The 17,975-nt window shown below is 68.5% G+C and carries 18 protein-coding genes; all 18 read right to left on the bottom strand.

Annotated elements, in window-relative coordinates; translation table 11 throughout:
- Positions 1 to 3: 3 nt before the first annotated feature.
- A complete protein-coding gene (locus tag KHC28_RS09625) occupies positions 4 to 1,143 on the bottom strand; it encodes an efflux RND transporter periplasmic adaptor subunit (protein ID WP_214008096.1) in 1,140 nt (379 codons plus the stop codon).
- Between the two features lie 102 nt (positions 1,144 to 1,245).
- Positions 1,246 to 2,199, bottom strand: a complete 954-nt coding sequence (locus KHC28_RS09620; RefSeq protein WP_246564642.1) for an aminotransferase class IV — start codon at positions 2,197 to 2,199, stop codon at positions 1,246 to 1,248.
- A gap of 47 nt (positions 2,200 to 2,246) precedes the next feature.
- The gene (locus KHC28_RS09615; protein WP_214008094.1) at positions 2,247 to 2,789 is read right to left on the bottom strand and encodes a flavin reductase; all 543 of its coding nucleotides are present in this window, start codon (positions 2,787 to 2,789) and stop codon (positions 2,247 to 2,249) included.
- Between the two features lie 30 nt (positions 2,790 to 2,819).
- Positions 2,820 to 3,965 (bottom strand): ABC transporter ATP-binding protein, encoded by a 1,146-nt coding sequence (locus KHC28_RS09610; RefSeq protein ID WP_214008093.1) that lies wholly within the window; start codon positions 3,963 to 3,965, stop codon positions 2,820 to 2,822.
- Positions 3,962 to 4,801: an ABC transporter permease gene (locus KHC28_RS09605; protein WP_214008092.1), complete on the bottom strand. Its 840-nt coding sequence runs from the start codon at positions 4,799 to 4,801 to the stop codon at positions 3,962 to 3,964. Before KHC28_RS09605 ends, KHC28_RS09610 begins: the two co-directional genes overlap by 4 nt.
- Entirely contained in the window at positions 4,798 to 5,688 is an 891-nt protein-coding gene (locus tag KHC28_RS09600; RefSeq protein WP_214008091.1) for an ABC transporter permease, read from the bottom strand. The genes KHC28_RS09605 and KHC28_RS09600 overlap by 4 nt, the downstream gene beginning before the upstream one ends.
- Before the next feature lie 11 nt (positions 5,689 to 5,699).
- Positions 5,700 to 6,779 carry an ABC transporter substrate-binding protein gene (locus tag KHC28_RS09595; protein ID WP_214008090.1) on the bottom strand — a complete coding sequence of 360 codons (1,080 nt, stop codon included), beginning with the start codon at positions 6,777 to 6,779 and terminating at the stop codon, positions 5,700 to 5,702.
- A 110-nt stretch (positions 6,780 to 6,889) separates the two neighbouring features.
- Positions 6,890 to 8,203 carry an LLM class flavin-dependent oxidoreductase gene (locus KHC28_RS09590; RefSeq protein ID WP_214008089.1) on the bottom strand — a complete coding sequence of 438 codons (1,314 nt, stop codon included), beginning with the start codon at positions 8,201 to 8,203 and terminating at the stop codon, positions 6,890 to 6,892.
- A gap of 343 nt (positions 8,204 to 8,546) precedes the next feature.
- Positions 8,547 to 9,239, bottom strand: coding sequence for a TetR/AcrR family transcriptional regulator (locus KHC28_RS09585; protein ID WP_214008088.1), 693 nt, complete (start codon positions 9,237 to 9,239; stop codon positions 8,547 to 8,549).
- 479 nt (positions 9,240 to 9,718) lie between these two features.
- Positions 9,719 to 10,657 (bottom strand): ABC transporter ATP-binding protein, encoded by a 939-nt coding sequence (locus KHC28_RS09580; protein ID WP_214008087.1) that lies wholly within the window; start codon positions 10,655 to 10,657, stop codon positions 9,719 to 9,721.
- Positions 10,658 to 10,676: 19 nt separating this feature from the next.
- Positions 10,677 to 11,312, bottom strand: a complete 636-nt coding sequence (locus tag KHC28_RS09575) for an ABC transporter permease (protein WP_214008086.1) — start codon at positions 11,310 to 11,312, stop codon at positions 10,677 to 10,679.
- Positions 11,309 to 11,941 (bottom strand): ABC transporter permease, encoded by a 633-nt coding sequence (locus KHC28_RS09570; RefSeq protein WP_214008085.1) that lies wholly within the window; start codon positions 11,939 to 11,941, stop codon positions 11,309 to 11,311. The genes KHC28_RS09575 and KHC28_RS09570 overlap by 4 nt, the downstream gene beginning before the upstream one ends.
- A 43-nt stretch (positions 11,942 to 11,984) precedes the next feature.
- Positions 11,985 to 12,803 (bottom strand): phosphate/phosphite/phosphonate ABC transporter substrate-binding protein, encoded by an 819-nt coding sequence (locus KHC28_RS09565; RefSeq protein ID WP_246564541.1) that lies wholly within the window; start codon positions 12,801 to 12,803, stop codon positions 11,985 to 11,987.
- A gap of 5 nt (positions 12,804 to 12,808) precedes the next feature.
- Positions 12,809 to 13,813: an ornithine cyclodeaminase family protein gene (locus tag KHC28_RS09560; protein WP_214008084.1), complete on the bottom strand. Its 1,005-nt coding sequence runs from the start codon at positions 13,811 to 13,813 to the stop codon at positions 12,809 to 12,811.
- Between the two features lie 94 nt (positions 13,814 to 13,907).
- Positions 13,908 to 14,804 carry a glycine betaine ABC transporter substrate-binding protein gene (locus KHC28_RS09555; RefSeq protein WP_214008083.1) on the bottom strand — a complete coding sequence of 299 codons (897 nt, stop codon included), beginning with the start codon at positions 14,802 to 14,804 and terminating at the stop codon, positions 13,908 to 13,910.
- Positions 14,805 to 14,848: 44 nt separating this feature from the next.
- Complete coding sequence (locus tag KHC28_RS09550; protein WP_214008082.1) at positions 14,849 to 16,351, bottom strand: HAL/PAL/TAL family ammonia-lyase; 1,503 nt, start codon at positions 16,349 to 16,351, stop codon at positions 14,849 to 14,851.
- Entirely contained in the window at positions 16,348 to 17,109 is a 762-nt protein-coding gene (gene hutC / locus KHC28_RS09545; protein WP_214008081.1) for a histidine utilization transcriptional repressor HutC, read from the bottom strand. Before hutC ends, KHC28_RS09550 begins: the two co-directional genes overlap by 4 nt.
- Positions 17,106 to 17,975: a MaoC family dehydratase gene (locus KHC28_RS09540; RefSeq protein ID WP_214008080.1), complete on the bottom strand. Its 870-nt coding sequence runs from the start codon at positions 17,973 to 17,975 to the stop codon at positions 17,106 to 17,108. The genes hutC and KHC28_RS09540 overlap by 4 nt, the downstream gene beginning before the upstream one ends.

Genomic DNA, 17,975 nt, shown 5'->3' with positions numbered 1-17,975 from the left:
GTCTTAGCTCCCGCTGCCGGCCGGCGTCGCCGCCACCACGGTACCCGGCGCGAGGCGGTACTGGCCGCGCACCACCACCGTCTGTCCGGCCTCGAGCCCGGTCTCGATCACCGCGATCCCGCGGTCGATCGGTCCGACCGTCACCGGCACCACCGTCGCCCGCTTGTCCGCCCCGACGACGAAGACGAACTCGCCGGACGGCCCGCGCTGCACCGCGTCGGCGGGCACGGAGACCACGCCGGGCAGCGTCCTCACCCGCACGCCGATTTCGACGAACTGGCCGGGCCATAGCGCGTCGTCGGCATTGGCGAACACCGATTTCACCTGCAGCGTGCCGCTTTGCGGGTCGATCTTGTTGTCGATCAGCTCGACGGTGCCGGTCGCCAGCACCCGGCCGTCGTCGCGCGACATCGCCTGCGCCTGCGCGCTGCCGTCGGCGAGCGCGGCGCGGACAGCCGCCACGTCGGTCTGCGGCAGCGTCGAGATCACCGAGATCGGGTGCAGCTGGTTCAGCACCACCAGCCCGCCGGCGTCGCTGGCATGCACGATATTGCCCTGGTCGACCAGCCGCAGCCCCGCCCGCCCGTCGATCGGCGCGGTGATGCGGGTATAGGACAGCTCGGTCTGCGCGTTGGAGATCGCCGCCTTGTCCTGCGCAATCTGCGCCTCCAGCTGCTGCACGGTGCTGCGCTGGGTGTCCACCACCTGCGTGCTGGCGAACTCGTCCTTGCCGAGCGCGACGTCGCGGCCGAGGATCAGCTGCGCATTGGCGAGCGAGGCCTCGTCCTGCTGCAGCTTCGCCTGCGCGTTCTGCAGCGCCGCCTCGAAGGTGCGCGGGTCGATCACCGCCAGCAGGTCGCCCTGCCGGATGTCCTGCCCCTCCTTGAACAGCACCTGCTGCAACTCGCCGTCGACACGCGATTGCACGGTGACGGTGTTGAACGGTTCGACCGTACCGATCCCGGTCAGCACCACCGGCACGTCGCGCCGCGCCGCCGCGCTCACCTCGACCGGCACCGGGGCGGGCGCGGGCGGCGGTGCGGACGAGTGTTCCTCACTTTTCCAGAGTGCGTAGCCGGCGGCCAGCGCCACCAGCAGCAGCGACGAGGAGAGAAATCCCCGGCGGAGACGGGAGACCGGCATGGCCGGGCCCTCCTTGCGGCAGTGAATCCAGTCTCTTCACTGCGCCGCTGCCGCGCCGGTTTCTTTCGGGAACGCCGCCGCCCTTCCCGGTCCGCCGTTCCTTCAGTGGTAGTCGATCGGGAAGCTGAGCGTCGGATCGTAGTGGAGGTCCCAATAGGCCTCCCAGATCTGCCTTGTGACCGGACCGACCTGGCCGCCGCCAACCGGCCGGCCGTCGAGCGTGGTCACCGGCATGACGCCCGCCGCCGTGGTGCAGAAGAACAGCTCGTCGCAATGATAGGCGAGATCGACCGGCACATGCTCCAGGCGCACCTCGATGCCCCGGGCGGCGGCGATCTCCATCACCGTCTTGCGGGTCACTCCTTCCAGCACGCCGCGTTCGGGCGTGTGCAGCACGCCGTCCTTCACCAGCACGATGTTGTAGCCGGCGCCCTCGGTGATGTTGCCGTCGCCGTCGGGCAGGATCGGGTAGATGGCGTCGCGGTCCTGTGCCTCCAGAAGACCGCGGGTGAAGTCGCCCCATTGCAGGTTCTTCACCGTCGGGTCGAAGGCGCCCGGCGGCGTGCGCCGCACGGTGCGGGTCACGATGGCCGGCGCGCCGCTCCGCTGCATCTCCGGCGGCACCACCCACACATAGGGTGAGAGGAACATGTAGAGATTGTTGACGAGGTCCGCCGGCCGGTTGCCGCGCACCGCCTTCAGCCCGCGGGTGACGATGAGGCAGACGAAGGCGTCGCGAATGCCGCTGCGCGCCGCCATCTCGCAGAGCGAGGCGCGCACGGCCTCGCCGTCCAGCGGGCTGCGCAGGCGCAGCTTCGCGCAGCTCTTCTCCAGCCGGTCGAGATGGTCGTCGAGCCGGAAGAACCGCCCGTCCCAGATCGCCGGCACGTCATAGGTCAGGTCGGAGCGCAGGAAACCCTGGTCCATCAGCGGAATGCGCGCCTCGGCGAGCGGCACGAGCTCGCCCTCGACCCAGGCGATGCCGCCCGCGAAGGGATTGGTGCTGGACTTCAGCGTCGCGAGGCGCTGCTCATAGCCGGCGAACACGGCTTCCATGCTGCTCAAGATAGGCTCCTGCTGAATGATCGATGCCGGCCGGGCGATCAGCCGAGCCGATGGAAGCGCCGGTCGAAATAGACGAGGCCGTCGCCACCACCGCCCTCGCGCATCGCCAGCACCTCGCAGAACAGCACGTCATGCGTGCCCATTTCCTGCACGGTCGCGACGCGGCAGTCGAAGGCCACGGCGGCGCCGACCAGCACCGGCGCGCCGGTGGCGAGCGTCGTCCACTCGCCCTGCGCGAAACGTTCGGCCATCGCGCCGCTGCCGCCGGCGAAGGCCATGGAAAGCGGTTCGTGCGGGCCGCACAGCGTGTTGACGCACAGGATCCGCGTCGCGGCGATGATCGGGTGCGAGCGGTTGGTGCGGTTGACGCAGACCAGCAGCGTCGGCGGCGTGTCGGTGACGCTGCACACCGCCGAGGCGGTGAAGCCATAGGCCTCACCATGCTGCACGGTGGTGATGACGTTCACCGCCGCCGCCAGCTTCGACATGCCGCCGCGAAAGCTGCGGGTGTCGGGCGGGGTCGGCACGGACGACACCGGCGCGGCGGCGTCGACGGCTTTCGGGTCGAGGCGACTCGTCATCGGGAATGTCCTTCGATCTGCCGGCTCATGTCAGTCCTCGGCGATGGTGACGGCCATCGCCGCATCCCAGCCGATCTCGACGCTGCTGCCCGGCGCCAGCAGCTCGATGCCCGGAAGCGAGGGAACGCGTACGGTGACGAGGCCGTCGCTGCCCGGCAGGCGGACGCGGTAGCGCAGCGTGCCGGTGGTGAACACGGCCTCCTCGACAGTGCCGAGAAAGCGGTTGTCGCGGCCCTGCGCCGCCGCGCCGAGAGCGATGTTCTCCGGCCGCAGGCACAGCGCCCGGCGCTCGCTTACCCGGCTCGGCGCCAGCGCGCGGATGGTGAGCCCGCCCGGCGTGCGCACGGTCACTTCGCGGCCTTCGCGCGAGAGGATCTCGGCCACCGGCAGCAGGCTGGCCTCGCCGAGGAAGCTGGCGACGAAATGCGTGCCGGGCATCTCGTAGAGCTGACGGGGCGAGCCGATCTGCTCCAGCATGCCGCCGCGCATCACCGCGAGCCGGTCGGCGAGGAAGGCGGCTTCCTGCTGGTCGTGGGTGACGTAGATCACGGTGGCGCCGAAGGCGCGCTGGAAGCGCTTGATCTCTTCCTGCATCTCCTCGCGCAGGTTCTTGTCGAGCGCGCCGAGCGGCTCGTCCATCAGGAGCAGGCGCGGGTCGTAGACGGCGGCGCGGGCCAGCGCGACGCGCTGCTGCTGGCCGCCCGAGAGCTGGGCCGGGCGCCGCTCGCCCATGGCCTCCAGCCGTACCATGGCGAGCGCCTTCTTCACCCGCTCGCCGATCTCGCCGCGCGAGCAGCCACGCATCTTCAGCGGGAAGCCGATATTCTCCGCCACCGTCATGTGCGGGAACAGCGCGTAGTTCTGGAACACCATGCCGATATTGCGCCGGTAGGGCGGCATGGCGACGATGTCGGTGCCGTCGACCCGCACCGCGCCATAGCTCGGCGGCACGAAGCCGGCGAGGATGCCGAGCAGCGTCGACTTGCCCGAACCGGACGGACCGATGAGGGCGAAGAACTCCCCGGCCTCGATGGTCAGCGTGGTCTCGTGCAGCACGGTGAGGTCGCCATAATCCTTGCTGATATGGTCGAACTCGACCCGCGCGCCGCGGGTGGCCGGCAGGTCCGACATCGGCAGGGATCCCCTTTGCAGCGTCGAGGCTGTCATGTCGTTCATGCGCCGGCTCCTTTGGCCTCGCCCGCCAGGCGGCGGCGGGCACGGGCGCCGGTCAGCGCCGCCAGGCACAGCAGGGCGATGGTCGCCCCGAGCAGCACCACGGTGGCGGCGGCGATCACCGGCGTCATCTGGAAGTTCAACTGCTCCCACAGCAGGCGCGGCACAGTGCGCGTCGTCGGGCTGGTGAGGAACATGGCGAGGATGAGCTCGTCGAAGGAGAAGGTCAGCGCGAAGATAAAGCCGACGATCACCCCCGGCCGGATCATCGGAAACGTCACATAGAGGAAGGTCCGCCACGGCCCGGCGCCGAGCGTCATCGCCGCCAGCTCGAAGGTCGGCGCGTAGTTGCGCAGCGCCGCCGAGACGGTGATGAAGACGAGCGGCATCGTCACCACCGCATGGGCGAGCACGATGCCGGGATAGGTGCCGACCAGGCCGACCTTGGCCATCAGCGGAAACAGGCCGATGGCCAGCACGATCTGCGGCAGGATCAGCGGTGCGATCACCAGCGCCGCCAGCGTGCGGCGGAACGGGATCGCCCCACGCACCACGGCGAGCGCCGCCATCACCCCGAACGCCGTCGCCACCAGCGCCGCCGGCACGCCGATCTTCAGGCTGTTGAGGATGGCGAAATGGTAGTCGGCGCTGGCGGCGAAGCTCTCATACCAGCGGGTGGAGAATCCCGAGGGCGGGAACTTGAGGAAAGTGTCGCTGGAGAAGGACAGCGGCACGATCACCAGCGTCGGCAACACCAGATAGACCAGCACCAGCACGGCGAACAGGACGAGGCCGGCGCTGGCGATGCGCCAGAACGGCGTGGCGGCGGTGCGGTTCATCGCGCCTCTCCCGCGCCGGCGAGGCGGCGGTTCAGCCGCTCATAAAGCATGAACAGCGCGCAGGTGAGCACCAGCAGCACCGCGGCCAGCGCCGAGGCGAGCGGCCAGTCCAGCAGCCGCGAGACCTGCTGCTCGATGGCGACCGCGATCATCGGGCTCGACCCGCCAAGCAGGGCCGGGGTGATGTAGAAGCCCAGCGTCGAGATGAACACCAGCACGCAGCCCGCCCCGACGCCCGGCATCGACAGCGGCAGGTAGACATTGACGAATTGCCGCCAGGGATTGGCGCCGAGGATGGCAGCGGCGCGCAGCACGCTCAGATCGATGCCGCGCATGGCGCTGAGCAGCGGCAGGATCATGAAGGGCAGCATGATCTGCACCATCGCCACATGGGTGCCGAGATCGGTATTGGCGAGGCGCAGCGGCCGGTCGATGAGGCCGAGGGCGAGCAGCATCTCGTTCACCACCCCACGCCGCTGCAGCAGCACCAGCCAGGCATAGGAACGGATGACCGCGCTGGTCCAGAACGGCACCAGCACGAACACCATGCCGATCATCAGCCAGCGCCCCTGCGCCCGGCTGATGAGGAAGGCAACGGGATAGCTGAGCACCAGGGCGGCGACGGTGACGATCGCCGCGGTCTGGAAGGTGTAGATGAGCGAGTAGCGCAGCGCGCCGTCGCCGGCGATGCGCACATAGGTGTCGAGCGGCCCGGCCGGGGCGGCGAAGCTCTGTCCGAGCACCCAGAGCAGCGGTGCCACGAAGAACAGCGCCAGCAGCGCCAGCGGCGCCGCCAGCAACAGCAGGCCGCCCTTCGACGGCGACCACGCCCGCGCCCTCTGCCGCTGGGCGGCACGAGGAGCGGTACGCGGCGCCGTCCCGGTCATGGCCGCGTCGCTCAACCGACCAGCCACTTGTTGAAGCGGGCGAACAGCTCGTCGCCGTGCTCGGCCCAATAGGCGACGTCCTGCAGCACGGCGGTCTTGCCGTTCTCCGGCGAGTTGGGCAGCAGCGCCTTGGTTTTGGCGTCCAGCAGCTCGAAGGCGGCGGGAACGGTCGGGCCGTAGGGGATGTGCTGGGCGAAGGTCGCCTGGTTCTTGGCCTCGACGAGATTGGCGAGGAACTGCATCGCCCGCTTCTTGTCCTTCACGCCCTTGGGCACGATGAAGGCGTCGCAGGTGAAGATGCTCTGGTCGAACGTGTAGTCGACCGGCGCGCCGTCGTTCTTCGGCTTGAACAGTCGGCCGTTCCACGCCGTGCCGACATCCACCTCGCCGGACGTCAGCAACTGGGCGCTCTGTGCGCCCGACGTCCACCAGGTGAGATTGGGCTTGATCTTGTCGAGCGCCGAGAAGGCGGCGTCGAGATTGAGCGGGTAGAGCTTGTCGGCGGGAATGCCGGCACCGAGCGCGGCGACCTCCAGCGTCTGGGGCGCGAGCTTCCACAGGCTGCGCTGTCCGGACTTGGCGGCTGCATCGAAGAACTCGACCCAACCCTTTGGCCGGCTTTCCGGCGTGAAGGCCTGGGTGTTCCAGCCCATCACCAGAGCCGCGACGTCGGAGACGATGTAGTGCTCGTTGGCGGCCCAGGGTTCCAGCACCTTGCGCGGCACGATGTCGTAGTCGATCGGTTCCAGCAGGCCCATCTTCGCCAGCACCGCCGCCTCGGCAAAGTCGATATTGGCGACGTCGACGTCGACCGCATTGGCCTCGACCATCGCCTTGATGCGGGCGGTGTCCATGTAGGGCGCGCCGAGAATCTTCACGCCGCTCTTGGCGGTGAAGGTGTCGAAATAGGCCACCTTGTAGGCCTCTTCGAGCGCGCCGCCGGAATTGGGCACCGTCATGGTGTCGCTGGCCGCGCGCACGATGGACGGGGCGCCGAGGCCGACCGCCGCCGTGGTCGCGGCGGCGGAGGCGAGGAAGGCACGGCGGGAAAGGCCACGCGAAGCGGAATTGCGGTCGGCACGGTCGGACATGACGGACATCCTGATCTCGAAATGAGGGCCATTGGCACGCGGCCGGTTGCCCGGCGAACTCAAGGCACGTCCATCGCCGCCGCGCGCACCGGCGCGGGCGGCGTACGCATTCAGCTGCGCAGGTTCTCGCGGAAGGTGCGCCCGGTGTAATCCTTGCGGTAGATGCCGCGCCGCTGCAGCTCCGGCACCACCGACTTGACGAATTGCTGGTAGCCGCCGGGGGTGAGCGAGGGCACGATGACGAAGCCGTCGCAGGCCTCGGATTCGAACAGGTCCTGCATGTGGTCGGCGATCATCTCCGGCGTGCCGATCAGCTGCGGGGTGAGTTCGCTGATGCCGAAATGCTGGCCAGCCTCGCGCAGGGTGAGGTTCTTCTTCTCGCTGCCCTTCAGGATGTTGTCGAACACGCCGCGCGAGCCCTGGTTGATCTCCATGTCGACCAGCGGCTTGTCGAGCGGATAGCCGGACAGGTCGACGCCCATGGCGTTGGAGATCTCGGCGACGCCGAGCTCGGGGCTGACCAGCGAATTGAGATAGGCTGCCTTTTCCTTGGCGATCGACTCGGTCTCGCCGACCACGATGTCGATGGCCGGCAGCACCGCGCAGTGGTTGGCGGGGCGGCCGTTCTTCTCCAGCCGCGACTTGATGTCGGCGTAGAAGGCCTGCATCTCCGCCTTGTCGTGCTGCAGGGTGAACAGCACCTCGGCCCAGCGGCCGGCGAATTCGCGCCCGCGCTCGGAGGAGCCGGCCTGCATCAGCACCGGGCTGGTCTGCGGCGAGCGCGGCGTCTGCAGCGGGCCGCGGGTCTTCACCCACTTGCCCTCGAAATTGACGTAGTGGACCTTGTCCGGATCGGCATAGACGCCGTTCTTGCGGTCGAGGATGAGGGCGTCCTCGTCCCACGAGTTCCACAGCGCCTGACAGGCCTCGATGACCTCCTCGGCATGGTCGTAGCGCAGGCCGCGCTCCATCAGCTTGTCCATGCCGAAATTCTGCGCCTCGCGGTCATTCGCCGAGGTCACGACGTTCCACGCCGCGCGCCCGCCGCTGATGTGGTCGAGCGAGGCGAAGGCGCGGGCGATGTGGAACGGATGGTAGAACGCCGTCGACATGGTGGCGGCGAGGCCGAGATTCTGGGTCACCGCCGCCATGCGGGCGAGCAGCTGCAGCGGCTCCAAGAGGAAGATCTGGCCAGGCTGGCGCAAATTGGCGGCGAAGCTCTTGCCGAAGGTATCGAACAAAGTGAGCACGTCGACGAAGAACAGGCCGTCGAACTTACCCTCCTCGAGGATGCGGGCGATATTCTCGTAGCGCTTCGGATCGAGCGCATCGACCGCGTCGCTCTCGTCGTGCCGCCAGCTGCCATTGTGATGCCAGTTGGGTCCTGCGATGCAGAAACCGATGAAATGCATTTGCCGCGGCACGCCCGTCACCCCTGCGATAGCGACATGACGGTTCGCTGACGGACGGCCCCTCACGGGCCGGTCCGCATCGATGTCCTGTCGGCTCACTCTCGATGACAGGGACGGTAATGATGGAAAAATCGAATATCAATATGAAAATGTCCGCAGCCCTATCGGACATGCGCATTTTCTGGTCGATGCATTCAATATAGGCATATGCCTAGGTACGAACTCGAAAATTTGCGCAAAAACCGGCTCATGGACCAATCGTTCCACGCCGATCGGGTCCGAGAGGCATCGATACCGACCGGAATATCCTCCGGCGACCCATCGATTTCCCACCAAGAAAACCGATAATTCCCCGTTATAGCGTATCGGACGGTCGCGGCTCGATCCAGTCCGGCAGGTAGCAGCGGAGATACGCCACCACCGCGCGCACCGCCTCTTCGACGGATTCGCCGGAAATGCGCTGATGCTGGCTGTAGGAGAGCGCCCAGATGCCGTCGGCGATGGCGAGCGAATTGGCGAGCTTGTAGGTCCAGTCCCGCACCGGCGGCATGAGGAAATGGCGCTCGAGGATCTCAGCGCGCGTATGCGCGACCGCCAGCGTGCCGGCCATGTCGCGCTGGCGCACCTCGGTGCTGATGCTCGCGCCGAGGAACAGCCGCATCAACGGCCGGTGGTCATTGTAGAAGCGCGCGGCGGCGCGCACCCGCAGCGCCACAAGGTCCTGCCAGCTCGCCGGCCGGGGATCGAGGATTTCGATCGAGCGACTCACCATGCGTTGCAGGTAGTCCTCGGCGAGGGCGACCAGGGCCGCCTCCTTGTTCGGAAAGAAATGATAGATCGACGCGGGAGGCACACCGGCCCGCTCGGCGATCTGGTAGAGCCCGACATCGCCGACATCGTGATCCTCCAGCAGCGCCTCGGTCGCCTCGATCAAGGCCTTGAGGCGGATCTGGCCGCGCCGCCGGCGCACCCGGCCGGTCGCCGGCGCCACCTGCTCAGCCTCGCCCCCCGCCTCGGCGCTCACTTCTGCTTCGGGACTCTCGTTCATCCGCACTCCATTCCTCGCCGGGCGACAGGCGAAATACCGCCACTGGCGAGGCCACTCCGACGCCGACACGCAAATAGAAATCGATAATCGATGATTTCATCATTATCGATCCGGTCAAGTCGTATCCTTCCCGCCCGGCACCACGCGCCTTCCCCACGGCCTGCCGTCGGCAGCCCGGAGCGATGACGGGTCAAGGCGCACGGTCAGTCATCGTCGCCTTGCCGGCTGGCCAGCCATTGCGCTCCCGCAGCGGGGCGCGTCGACCCGATATCAATGACGAGGAAGATATCGATTATACCGGAACCCGGAGCTGACCCCCGGCGTGGATGTAAGCGACTATCCACCATCGCGCCGCGCCGACGGAGAAGCCATCCGGCCGGTCGATCCCCGGCGCCATCGCAGCGGGATCATCGCCATGCGAACGCTGTTCGGCATCTTCCGCATGGCGCAGGACGACACCCGTTTCGGCGCCGTCCCGCTCAGCGCTGCGCCGAGAAGATCGCCTCGCGGGAAACATAGCCGACGAAGGACCCGTCCGTGCCGGTCACCGCGAGGCCGGGCAGGTCGTCCGCCAGCAGCCGCGCCAAAGCGTGCTGCAGGCTGGCCTCCGCCGCGATCGAGGGAACCGGTCCCGGCACATGCCCCCGATCCATGATCTCCTCGACCGTGATCAGGTTGAGCCGCTTGATGGCGCGGTCGAGGCCGAGGAAGCTGGCGACGAAATCGTCGGCGGGCCGGGCGAGCAGCGCCGCCGGCGTATCGTATTGCAGCAGCCGGCCGTCGCGCATGATGGCGATCCGGTCGCCCATCTTGATCGCCTCGTCGAGATCGTGGGTGACGATCACCACCGTCTTGCGCACCTTTTTCAGGATCTGCCGGAACTCGTCCTGCACGCGGACGCGGGTGATCGGGTCGATGGCGCCGAACGGCTCGTCCATCAGCATGATCTCCGGGTCCGCCGCCAGGGCGCGGGCGAAGCCGACCCGCTGGCGCTGGCCGCCCGACAATTCATGCGGGAAGCGCCGGCGCATCACCGCCGGGTCGAGGCCGACCAGATCCAGCAATTCGTCGATGCGGCGGTTGGTCCGCGCCTTGTCCCAGCCGAGGAGCCGGGGCACGGTGGCGATGTTCCGCTCGATGGTCATGTGCGGGAACAGGCCCACCTGCTGGATCACATAGCCGATGTGGCGGCGCAGCTCCTGCGGGTCGGTCTCGGCGACGTCGCGCCCGTTCACCAGCACTCGGCCGCTGGTCGGCGTCTCCAGACGATTGATCATCCGCATCGTCGTGGTCTTGCCGCAGCCGGACGGGCCGATCATCGCCACCGTCGTGCCGGTCTCGATGACGAGATCGAGATTGTCGACCGCGTGGCGACCGCTGCCCTCGTAGTTCTTGGTCACATGATCGAGCCGTATCATGGCATCCGCTTCCCAAGCATCATCGTCTGGTGGTGACGGAGCGTTCGATCCAGCCGAACAGCACTTCCGTCAGGATGGCGAGCAGGGCGATCGGCACCGCCCCCACCAGGAGGCGGGGCATGTTCATGATCGCGATGCCAGCATTGATGAAGTCGCCGAGCCCGCCGCCGCCGATGAAGGAGGCGAGCGCCGCGCCGCCGATCACCTGGATGGCGCTGGTGCGCACCCCGGCAAGGATCGAGGGCACCGCGAGCGGGATCTCGATCTGCCAGCGAATGTCGCGCCGGGCCATGCCCATGCCGTTCGCCGCGTCGAGGACCGAGGGATCGATCTCGCGGATGCCGACCACAGTGTTGAGCAGCAGCGGCGGCACCGCCAGCACGACCAGCGCCACCACCGAGGGCAGGAGGCCGATGCCGAGAAACGGCATCGCGGCCGACAGGATGGCGAGGCTCGGGATCGAGCGCAGCGAGCCCGCGACGTTGATCGCGACGAAAGCCGCGCGCGGTGAGCGAGCCACCACCAGCCCGAGCGGCATCGCGATCACCAGCGCGATGCCGAGCGAGATGACGCACATCAGCACGTGGCGATTGAAGGCCGAGAAGAACGTGCCGGGATTGGCGAGGATCCAGTTGAACGCCTCGACGAGGATCATCCGCCGACCCTCCCGCTGCGGCGCCGCAGCACCCGTTCCAGGCCCGCGAACAGATAGTCGGTGAACAGCGCCAGAGCCGAGGTCAACAGGCCGCCGGCGATGATCTTCTCAGGGAAGCGCTGGTCGATGCCCTCGAAGATGATCACCCCGAGCCCGCCGGCATTGATATAGGCCGCGACGGTGGCGATGCCGATCACCGTCACCATCGCAATGCGCACGCCGCTGACGATGAAGGGCAGCGCCAGCGGCAGCTCCACCTCCCAGATGCGGCGCAGGCTGCCATAGCCCATGCCGTGCGCCGCCTCGAGCACGTCGCGCGGGATCGACTGGAAGCCGAGGCCGATATTGCGGATGAGGATCATCAGCGAATAGGCGGCGAGGCCGACGATCGCCGGCGCGGCGCCGATCCCCATCACCGGAATGAACAGCGCGAACAGCGCCAGACTCGGAATGGCGAACAGCACGCCGGTGACGATGACGATGACGTTGAAGGTCGCCGGCCGGCGCGCCGCCCAGATGCCGACCACCAGTGAGATCGCCAGCGCGATGCCGACCGAACTCATGACGAGGTAAAGGTGCTGCAGCAGGGCCTCGACCAGCCGGTCGATGTTCTTGGGGACCCATTTCATGGCCGGGCTCCCCTCGCCGGCCGCTGGCCCGGTCGCCTTCCTCTCACCACGTCGCTCCCAGTTCCCGGTCGGTGGCATCGGCCCGCAGCGGCAGCGCCGCATAGGAAGCGAGGTCGGGCGCGACGAAGGCTTCCAGCCCCAGAGCACCGAGGATCGCCCGCCCGGCCGGATCGTCCTGCGCGCCGAGCAGCGCGTGGCGGAGCGCTTCCACCACCGTGTCCGGCTGGCCGGTGGACGCTACCAGCAGCGGACAGGGCGTCGACGCCGTGGTCGCCACGACGCGGAAGGGTTGCACCAGTGCCGGCTCGTGGAGTTCGAGCAATTGCCACGCATAGGCGTCGACCGGCCCGGCCTCGATCCGCCCCTCATCCAGCGCCGCCAGCACGCCCGCGGGATTGAGGAGCGGGCCGTCCGCCGCGATGCCGGCGGCCGCAGCGCCGAAATGCTGGAGAAGGAACTGCCGCGGCGCATGATAACCGGACTGCGAATCCCGCACCGTCCAGCCCCAGCGCACCGTGGCGAGCTCGGCGACCGAGAGCGGGCCATCCTGCCGCGTCACGATGTGGCTGGCATAGAGCGGCCGCCCGGCCGCCCATGCCGCGCGCGACACCGGCGCGGCGAGCGGGACGGGCCGCAGCGATGGCGCCAGCCGCGCGAAGGGATAGCCGCACATGAACACCGCGCCCATGTCCGGCCGGCTCCACAGCGCGGACAGCGGAGCGGGCGCCGCATGGGCGATCACCTCAAGCCGGACACCCGACCGCCGGGCCAGCCACGCGAACAGTTCGTCCCATGCCGCGCGGATGGCGGGGCTGAGATTGTACATGCGCGAGCAGGCGACGGGCGGGGCGGTATCCGGCATGGCGTTCACGCGAACCGCAGCCGCTGGCCGATGCCCATGGCATGCGCCTTGTCGACCATCGCCGCGCCGAGGGCGACGTCGGTGGTGCTGAGGCCGCGATGCCAGAACAGGATGGTCTCGCCGTCATTCTCCCGGCCCGGCTTCAGGCCGCAGACGATCTGGCCGATCTCGGCATGCAGCGTCTCGGCGGTCACCTTGCCGGCGTCGACGTGGCGGCGCAGCGCGCCATAGGGACGGCCGGGGCCGCACTGGCCCCAATCGTCCACCACCACCTTGTCGATGATGTCGGTGAGGTCGAATTCCAGCGCGCTCATCGTGCCGTAGGGCACCACGAACGCCCCCTTCTTCACCCATTCGGTCTTGAACAGCGGCGTCGGCTCGGGCAGCCGGCTGGCCTCGACCATGATGTCGGCGCCCTTCAGGCAGTCTTCCCAATTGTCGGTGACGACGATCTTCTTGCCGAGATCCTGCTCCAGCCGCGCGGCGAAGGCGTCGCGGCTTTCCGGGCGGCGGGAATGGACGCGGATTTCCTCGAAGTCGAACAGGTGGTCGAGCAGCCGCACATTCCAGTAGGAGGTTCCGCGCGCGCCGATATGGCCGAGCACCTTGCTGTCCTTGCGGGCGAGATATTTGGCGCCAATCGCCGTCACCGCGCCGGTGCGCATGTCGGTGATGGCGGTGGCGTCGACGACCGCCTTCGGCATGCCGGTGTGCGGGTCGAACAGGTTGAGGATCGCCATCTCGGAGGGCAGGCCGATCTTGTAGTTGTCGACGAAGTCGCCGACCACTTTGACGCCGGCCGTGTCGAGCGGCTTCACATAGCCGCGCAGCACGTTGAAATGGCCCTTGTCGGAGCTTTCGGGAACCAGATGGACGCGCGGCTCGATGACGGTCTCGCCGTGGCCCTGGGCCGCCAGCGCCTTCTCGACCGCACCGAGGATCTCGTCATTGGTCAGCGCCAGCGCCTTGGCGTCCAGCGCGTTCAGATAGTCGATCCAGATTTCCTGCATTCCCGTTCTCCAAGGGATCGACGGCCGGCGCCGGTCGATCGAGGGCAGTGGGGCGGCGGCCGGACGTGAACCCTTCCGGCCGCCGCCGCCGGCATCAGGGAAGAAGGCCTTCCTGCTTCAGGAATTCCTTCGCCACGTCCTTCGCCTCTTCGTGGTCGACCTCGACCTTGGCGTTCAGCACCCGCATCTTCTCGTTGTCGAGATGCGGACCGAGCACTTCCAGCACCTCGACCAGCTTCGGATTGGCGTCGATCACCTGCTGGCGCACCACCGGCGCGACGTAGTAGGGCGGGAACAGCCCCTTGTCGTCCTTGAGCGCGACGAGGTTCTGGGTGTTGATCTGCCAGTCGGTGGCGGCGCCGTTGGCGACGTCGATGTCCTTCTGCGCCAGCGCGTCATAGCGCAGGCCCAGCTTGGCGAACTGCTTGAATTCCTTGAACTCGGCGTCATAGACGCGCTTCAGGCCGGGCAGCCCGTCGGCGCGGTCCGGGAACTCGGCGCCGCCGCCGAACACCAGCTTGTTGGAGACCTTGGCGAGGTCGGACAGCGTCTTCAGCTTGTCGGCGTCGGCGGTTTCCTGGCGGACGACGATCACATAGCCGTTGTTGATGCCGGTCGGCTTCAGCCAGGCGAGGTTGAACTTCTCGGCATAGAAGTCCTTCACCTGCTTGTAGACCGCATCGGCATCGGTCGACATCGTGCCCTTCACCACCGCCGACAGCGCGGTGCCGGTATATTCGGGGTAGAGGTCGATCGCCCCGGTGGTCAGCGCCTGATGGGCGATCAGCGTGCCGCCCAGATTGATCTTGCGCTCCACCTGGAAGCCGGCGTTCTCCAAGAGCGCCGCGTACATCTCGGCGAGGATGTACTGCTCGGTGAAGTTCTTGCTGCCGACCTTGATCGGCTCGGCGGCGGCGGCAGGCTGGGTAGTGACGGCGACGACGGCGGCGATCACCGCGGCGGCAGCGGACAGGATCGACAGTCTTTTCATGCGCGTTCTCCCTGATGTCGTGGAGAGGATGGGTATGGCGGCGGCTAGGGTTCGGACGTTTCGATCAAGGCGGCGATGGCGGTGAAATCGGCGGCCTGCGAGCGGTCCTCGTGCAGCGGCGCGACGCGCGCACGGATCGCGCGATAGACCGCGCCGGTGCCGGCTCCCAATTCGCCGGCCACGCCGCGCAGCTCCACCGCCTGGGCGGAGGCGGCGAGCTCGATGGCGACGAGGTAGCGCATCCGCTCGATCATCGCCTCGATCTTGGCGAGGACGCTGGGGGCCAGCGACGCCTGGTCCTCCACCCCGTCGGCGACCGGAATCGGGGAGAGCGACACCGGCGCGGCGAGGCTGCGGATCTCCACCTCCAGCAGCGAGACCGTCTTCTGCACCGTCGCGAAGCCGGTGCGGCTCTGCCCGAGCGGGGTGAGGAAGCGCGGCAGGTCGGAAAAGCCGGCCGAGGTGATCTTCATCGTGCGCCAGGCGATGGCGGCGGCGCAGTGGGCCAGCGCCTGGCCGAGCCGCTCCCAGGCCAGCACGAAGGCGGTCATGTCGAAATTGCCATGCGACAGGATCAGGCCTTCCTCGGCGAGCACCACGGGATTGTCGCCCGAGCTGGCGATCTCGATCCGCGTCGCCTCGCGCGCCTCGGCGAGCGCATGGATCAGCGCGCCCCATACCTGCGGCGCGCAGCGATAGCTCAGGGGATCCTGCAGCCGCCGCGCCGCGCCCTCCGCGAGCAGCGAGCCACCCGCCAGCAGGCCGCGCAGCCGGCCGGCCGCCTCGCGCTGGCCGAAGGCGGGGCGGGCCGCAAGGGCGCGGTCGTCGAAGGCCGTCACATTGGCGCGGAACGCCTCGAAATTGAGCGCCACCGCCGCCAGCGACCAGGCGAGCAGCCGGTCGAGATCCTCCAAAGCGAGGCACGCCAGGCCGACCGACAGGCTGTTGGCGACGACGAGGGCGTGGCCGTCCTTGGGCGCCAGCGGCAGCGGGCTGAGGCCGGCGGCGGCCAGCGCCTCGCCGGCCGGCATGACGGTGCCGCGATATTCCGCCTCGCCGTCGCCCAATAGTGCCCGCCCCATATGGGCGAGCGGTGCGAGATCGGCGGCGCCGATCGAGCCGAGCGAGGGCACCACCGGATGCACGCCGGCATTCAGCGCCGCGACGAGGCCAGAGAAGACCGGCGGCGACACCCCGGAACCGCCGGCGGCCATGCCGGCGACGCGCACCGCCATCATCGCCCGCACCGCCTCGCGCGGCAGGGCGGCGCCGACGCCCACGGCGCGGGCCTGCGGCACCCGCAGCTGGAAGGCGACGAGGTCGTCCACCGCCAGCTTGGTGTCGACGCCGGCGCCGAGGCCGGTCGTCAGGCCGTAGACCGGCAGGTCGGCGGCGACATAACGGTCCACCACCGCCCGGGCGGCGGCGATCCGCGCCTCGACCTGCGGCGAGACGACGAGGCGGGTATCGCGCCGGGCGATGGCGGCGATGTCCCCGGTCGAGGGGGCGGAGCCCGAAAACGAGACGGCGTTCCCGGCGGCGGTCATGGCATGGACTCCTGCGGCAGGCGGGCGGGTTTGGCCGGAATGTCGCGCGAGCGCGCCTCCAGCCGGTACTTGTCGCCGGGATAGGAGAGCAGCGCGCAGGTCACCACCGCCTCGCCCGACCAGGTGCGGCGGAACACTCGCAGGCAGGGCTGGTCTGGCTTGACGCCGAGCAGCCGGCGGATCGTCGCATCCGGCCGGATCGCCTCGACGAAATGCTCGAAGGCGGTGATCGGCGCGACCTGCGAGAGGTACTCGTTCGGCGTGATCCGGGTGAAGTCATTGGCGAGATAGTCCGGCGCGACGACGGGATTGACGTAGCGCTCCTCCATCTGGATCGGCTGGTCGTCCTCCAGATGGACGATCAGCGTGCGCATCACCTCGATGCCGGCCGCGATATCCAGCGACTGGGCGACGCCCGCATCCGCCGCGATGCGCTCGGCCACCACCAACCGGGCGGTGTGCGTGTGGCCGCGGCCGGAAATCTCCTCGGCGATGTTGCGGATCTGCAGGAGATCGACATCCTGCCGCTGCGACGACACGAAGGTGCCGAGCCCGGCGGAGCGCGTCAGCACGCCCTCGAACATCAGCTCGCGCAAGGCGCGGTTGGCGGTCATCCGGCTGACCCCGAAGGCGGAGACCAGTTCGCTCTCGGAATAGACGCGGTCGCCGGGCCTGAGCTTGCCCTCGGCGATCAGCGCGATGATGTTCTCCTTGATGCGCAGATAATGCGGCGCCTCGCCGACCGGCCGGGTCTTCATCCCGCAAGCCTCGCCGTGCCATGGTCGAGCACGGTGACATCCCGCGCCGGCACCCGCACCCGGAAATGCAGATCGTCCCCCGCCCGCCAGACCGCCACCTCCAGCGTGTCGCCGGGATACACCACGCCGGTGAAACGGGCGGCGATGGCGCTCACATCGGCGAAGCCGGGCGCTCCCATGAGCCGGCCGATCGCATAGCCGGCGAGGCCGAAGCTGCACAGGCCGTGCAGGATCGGGCGCGGAAAACCGGCCTGAAGCGCATAGGCGGGATCGGAATGCAGCGGGTTGCGATCGCCGTTCAGGCGATAGAGCAGCGCGGCATCCTCCGGCACTGCCAGCGACAGCACGGCATCGGGCGCCCGCTCCGGCACCGGCGGCTGCGGCGCCAGCGGCGTGCCCGCCGAGCCGCAGCCGCCATCACCGCGGCAGGCATTGGTCTGTAGGATGGTGGCGACCGGCGCCGCGTCCGGCCGGTCATCCTCGTCGAGCACCGCTAAGGTCCGCTCGAAGGTGGCGAACATGCCCTTGCCGGCACCGCGATCAACCACCGACACCATGCGGGAACGGGAGACCAGCGGCGTGTCGAACGGCACCGGCCGGTGCAGCGTCAGCCGGTGCTCGGAATGCACCAGCCGCTGCCAGTCGACGCCGGCATCCTTCATCCACGGGCCGGGATGCGCCAGGATGTTGGCGAGGGTCGGCGTCGGCACCAGGCCGTTTTCCTGCGTCCGCCGCAGATGCTCGGCATCGAGCGGCTCGCGGCCATAGCCGACCGAGAGCGCGTAGAGCATGGCGTCGCGGGTGCTCGCCACTCCCCGGCCTTCAGGAATGGGGAAATCCATCAGATCGCGGGCGGAGACCGGCAT

It is taken from the genome of Ancylobacter sonchi (assembly GCF_018390695.1).
In the GTDB taxonomy this organism is placed as follows: Bacteria; Pseudomonadota; Alphaproteobacteria; order Rhizobiales; family Xanthobacteraceae; genus Ancylobacter; species Ancylobacter sonchi.
Note: the sequence above shows the minus strand (reverse complement) of the source record. Positions and strands in the feature narration are given on the sequence as shown.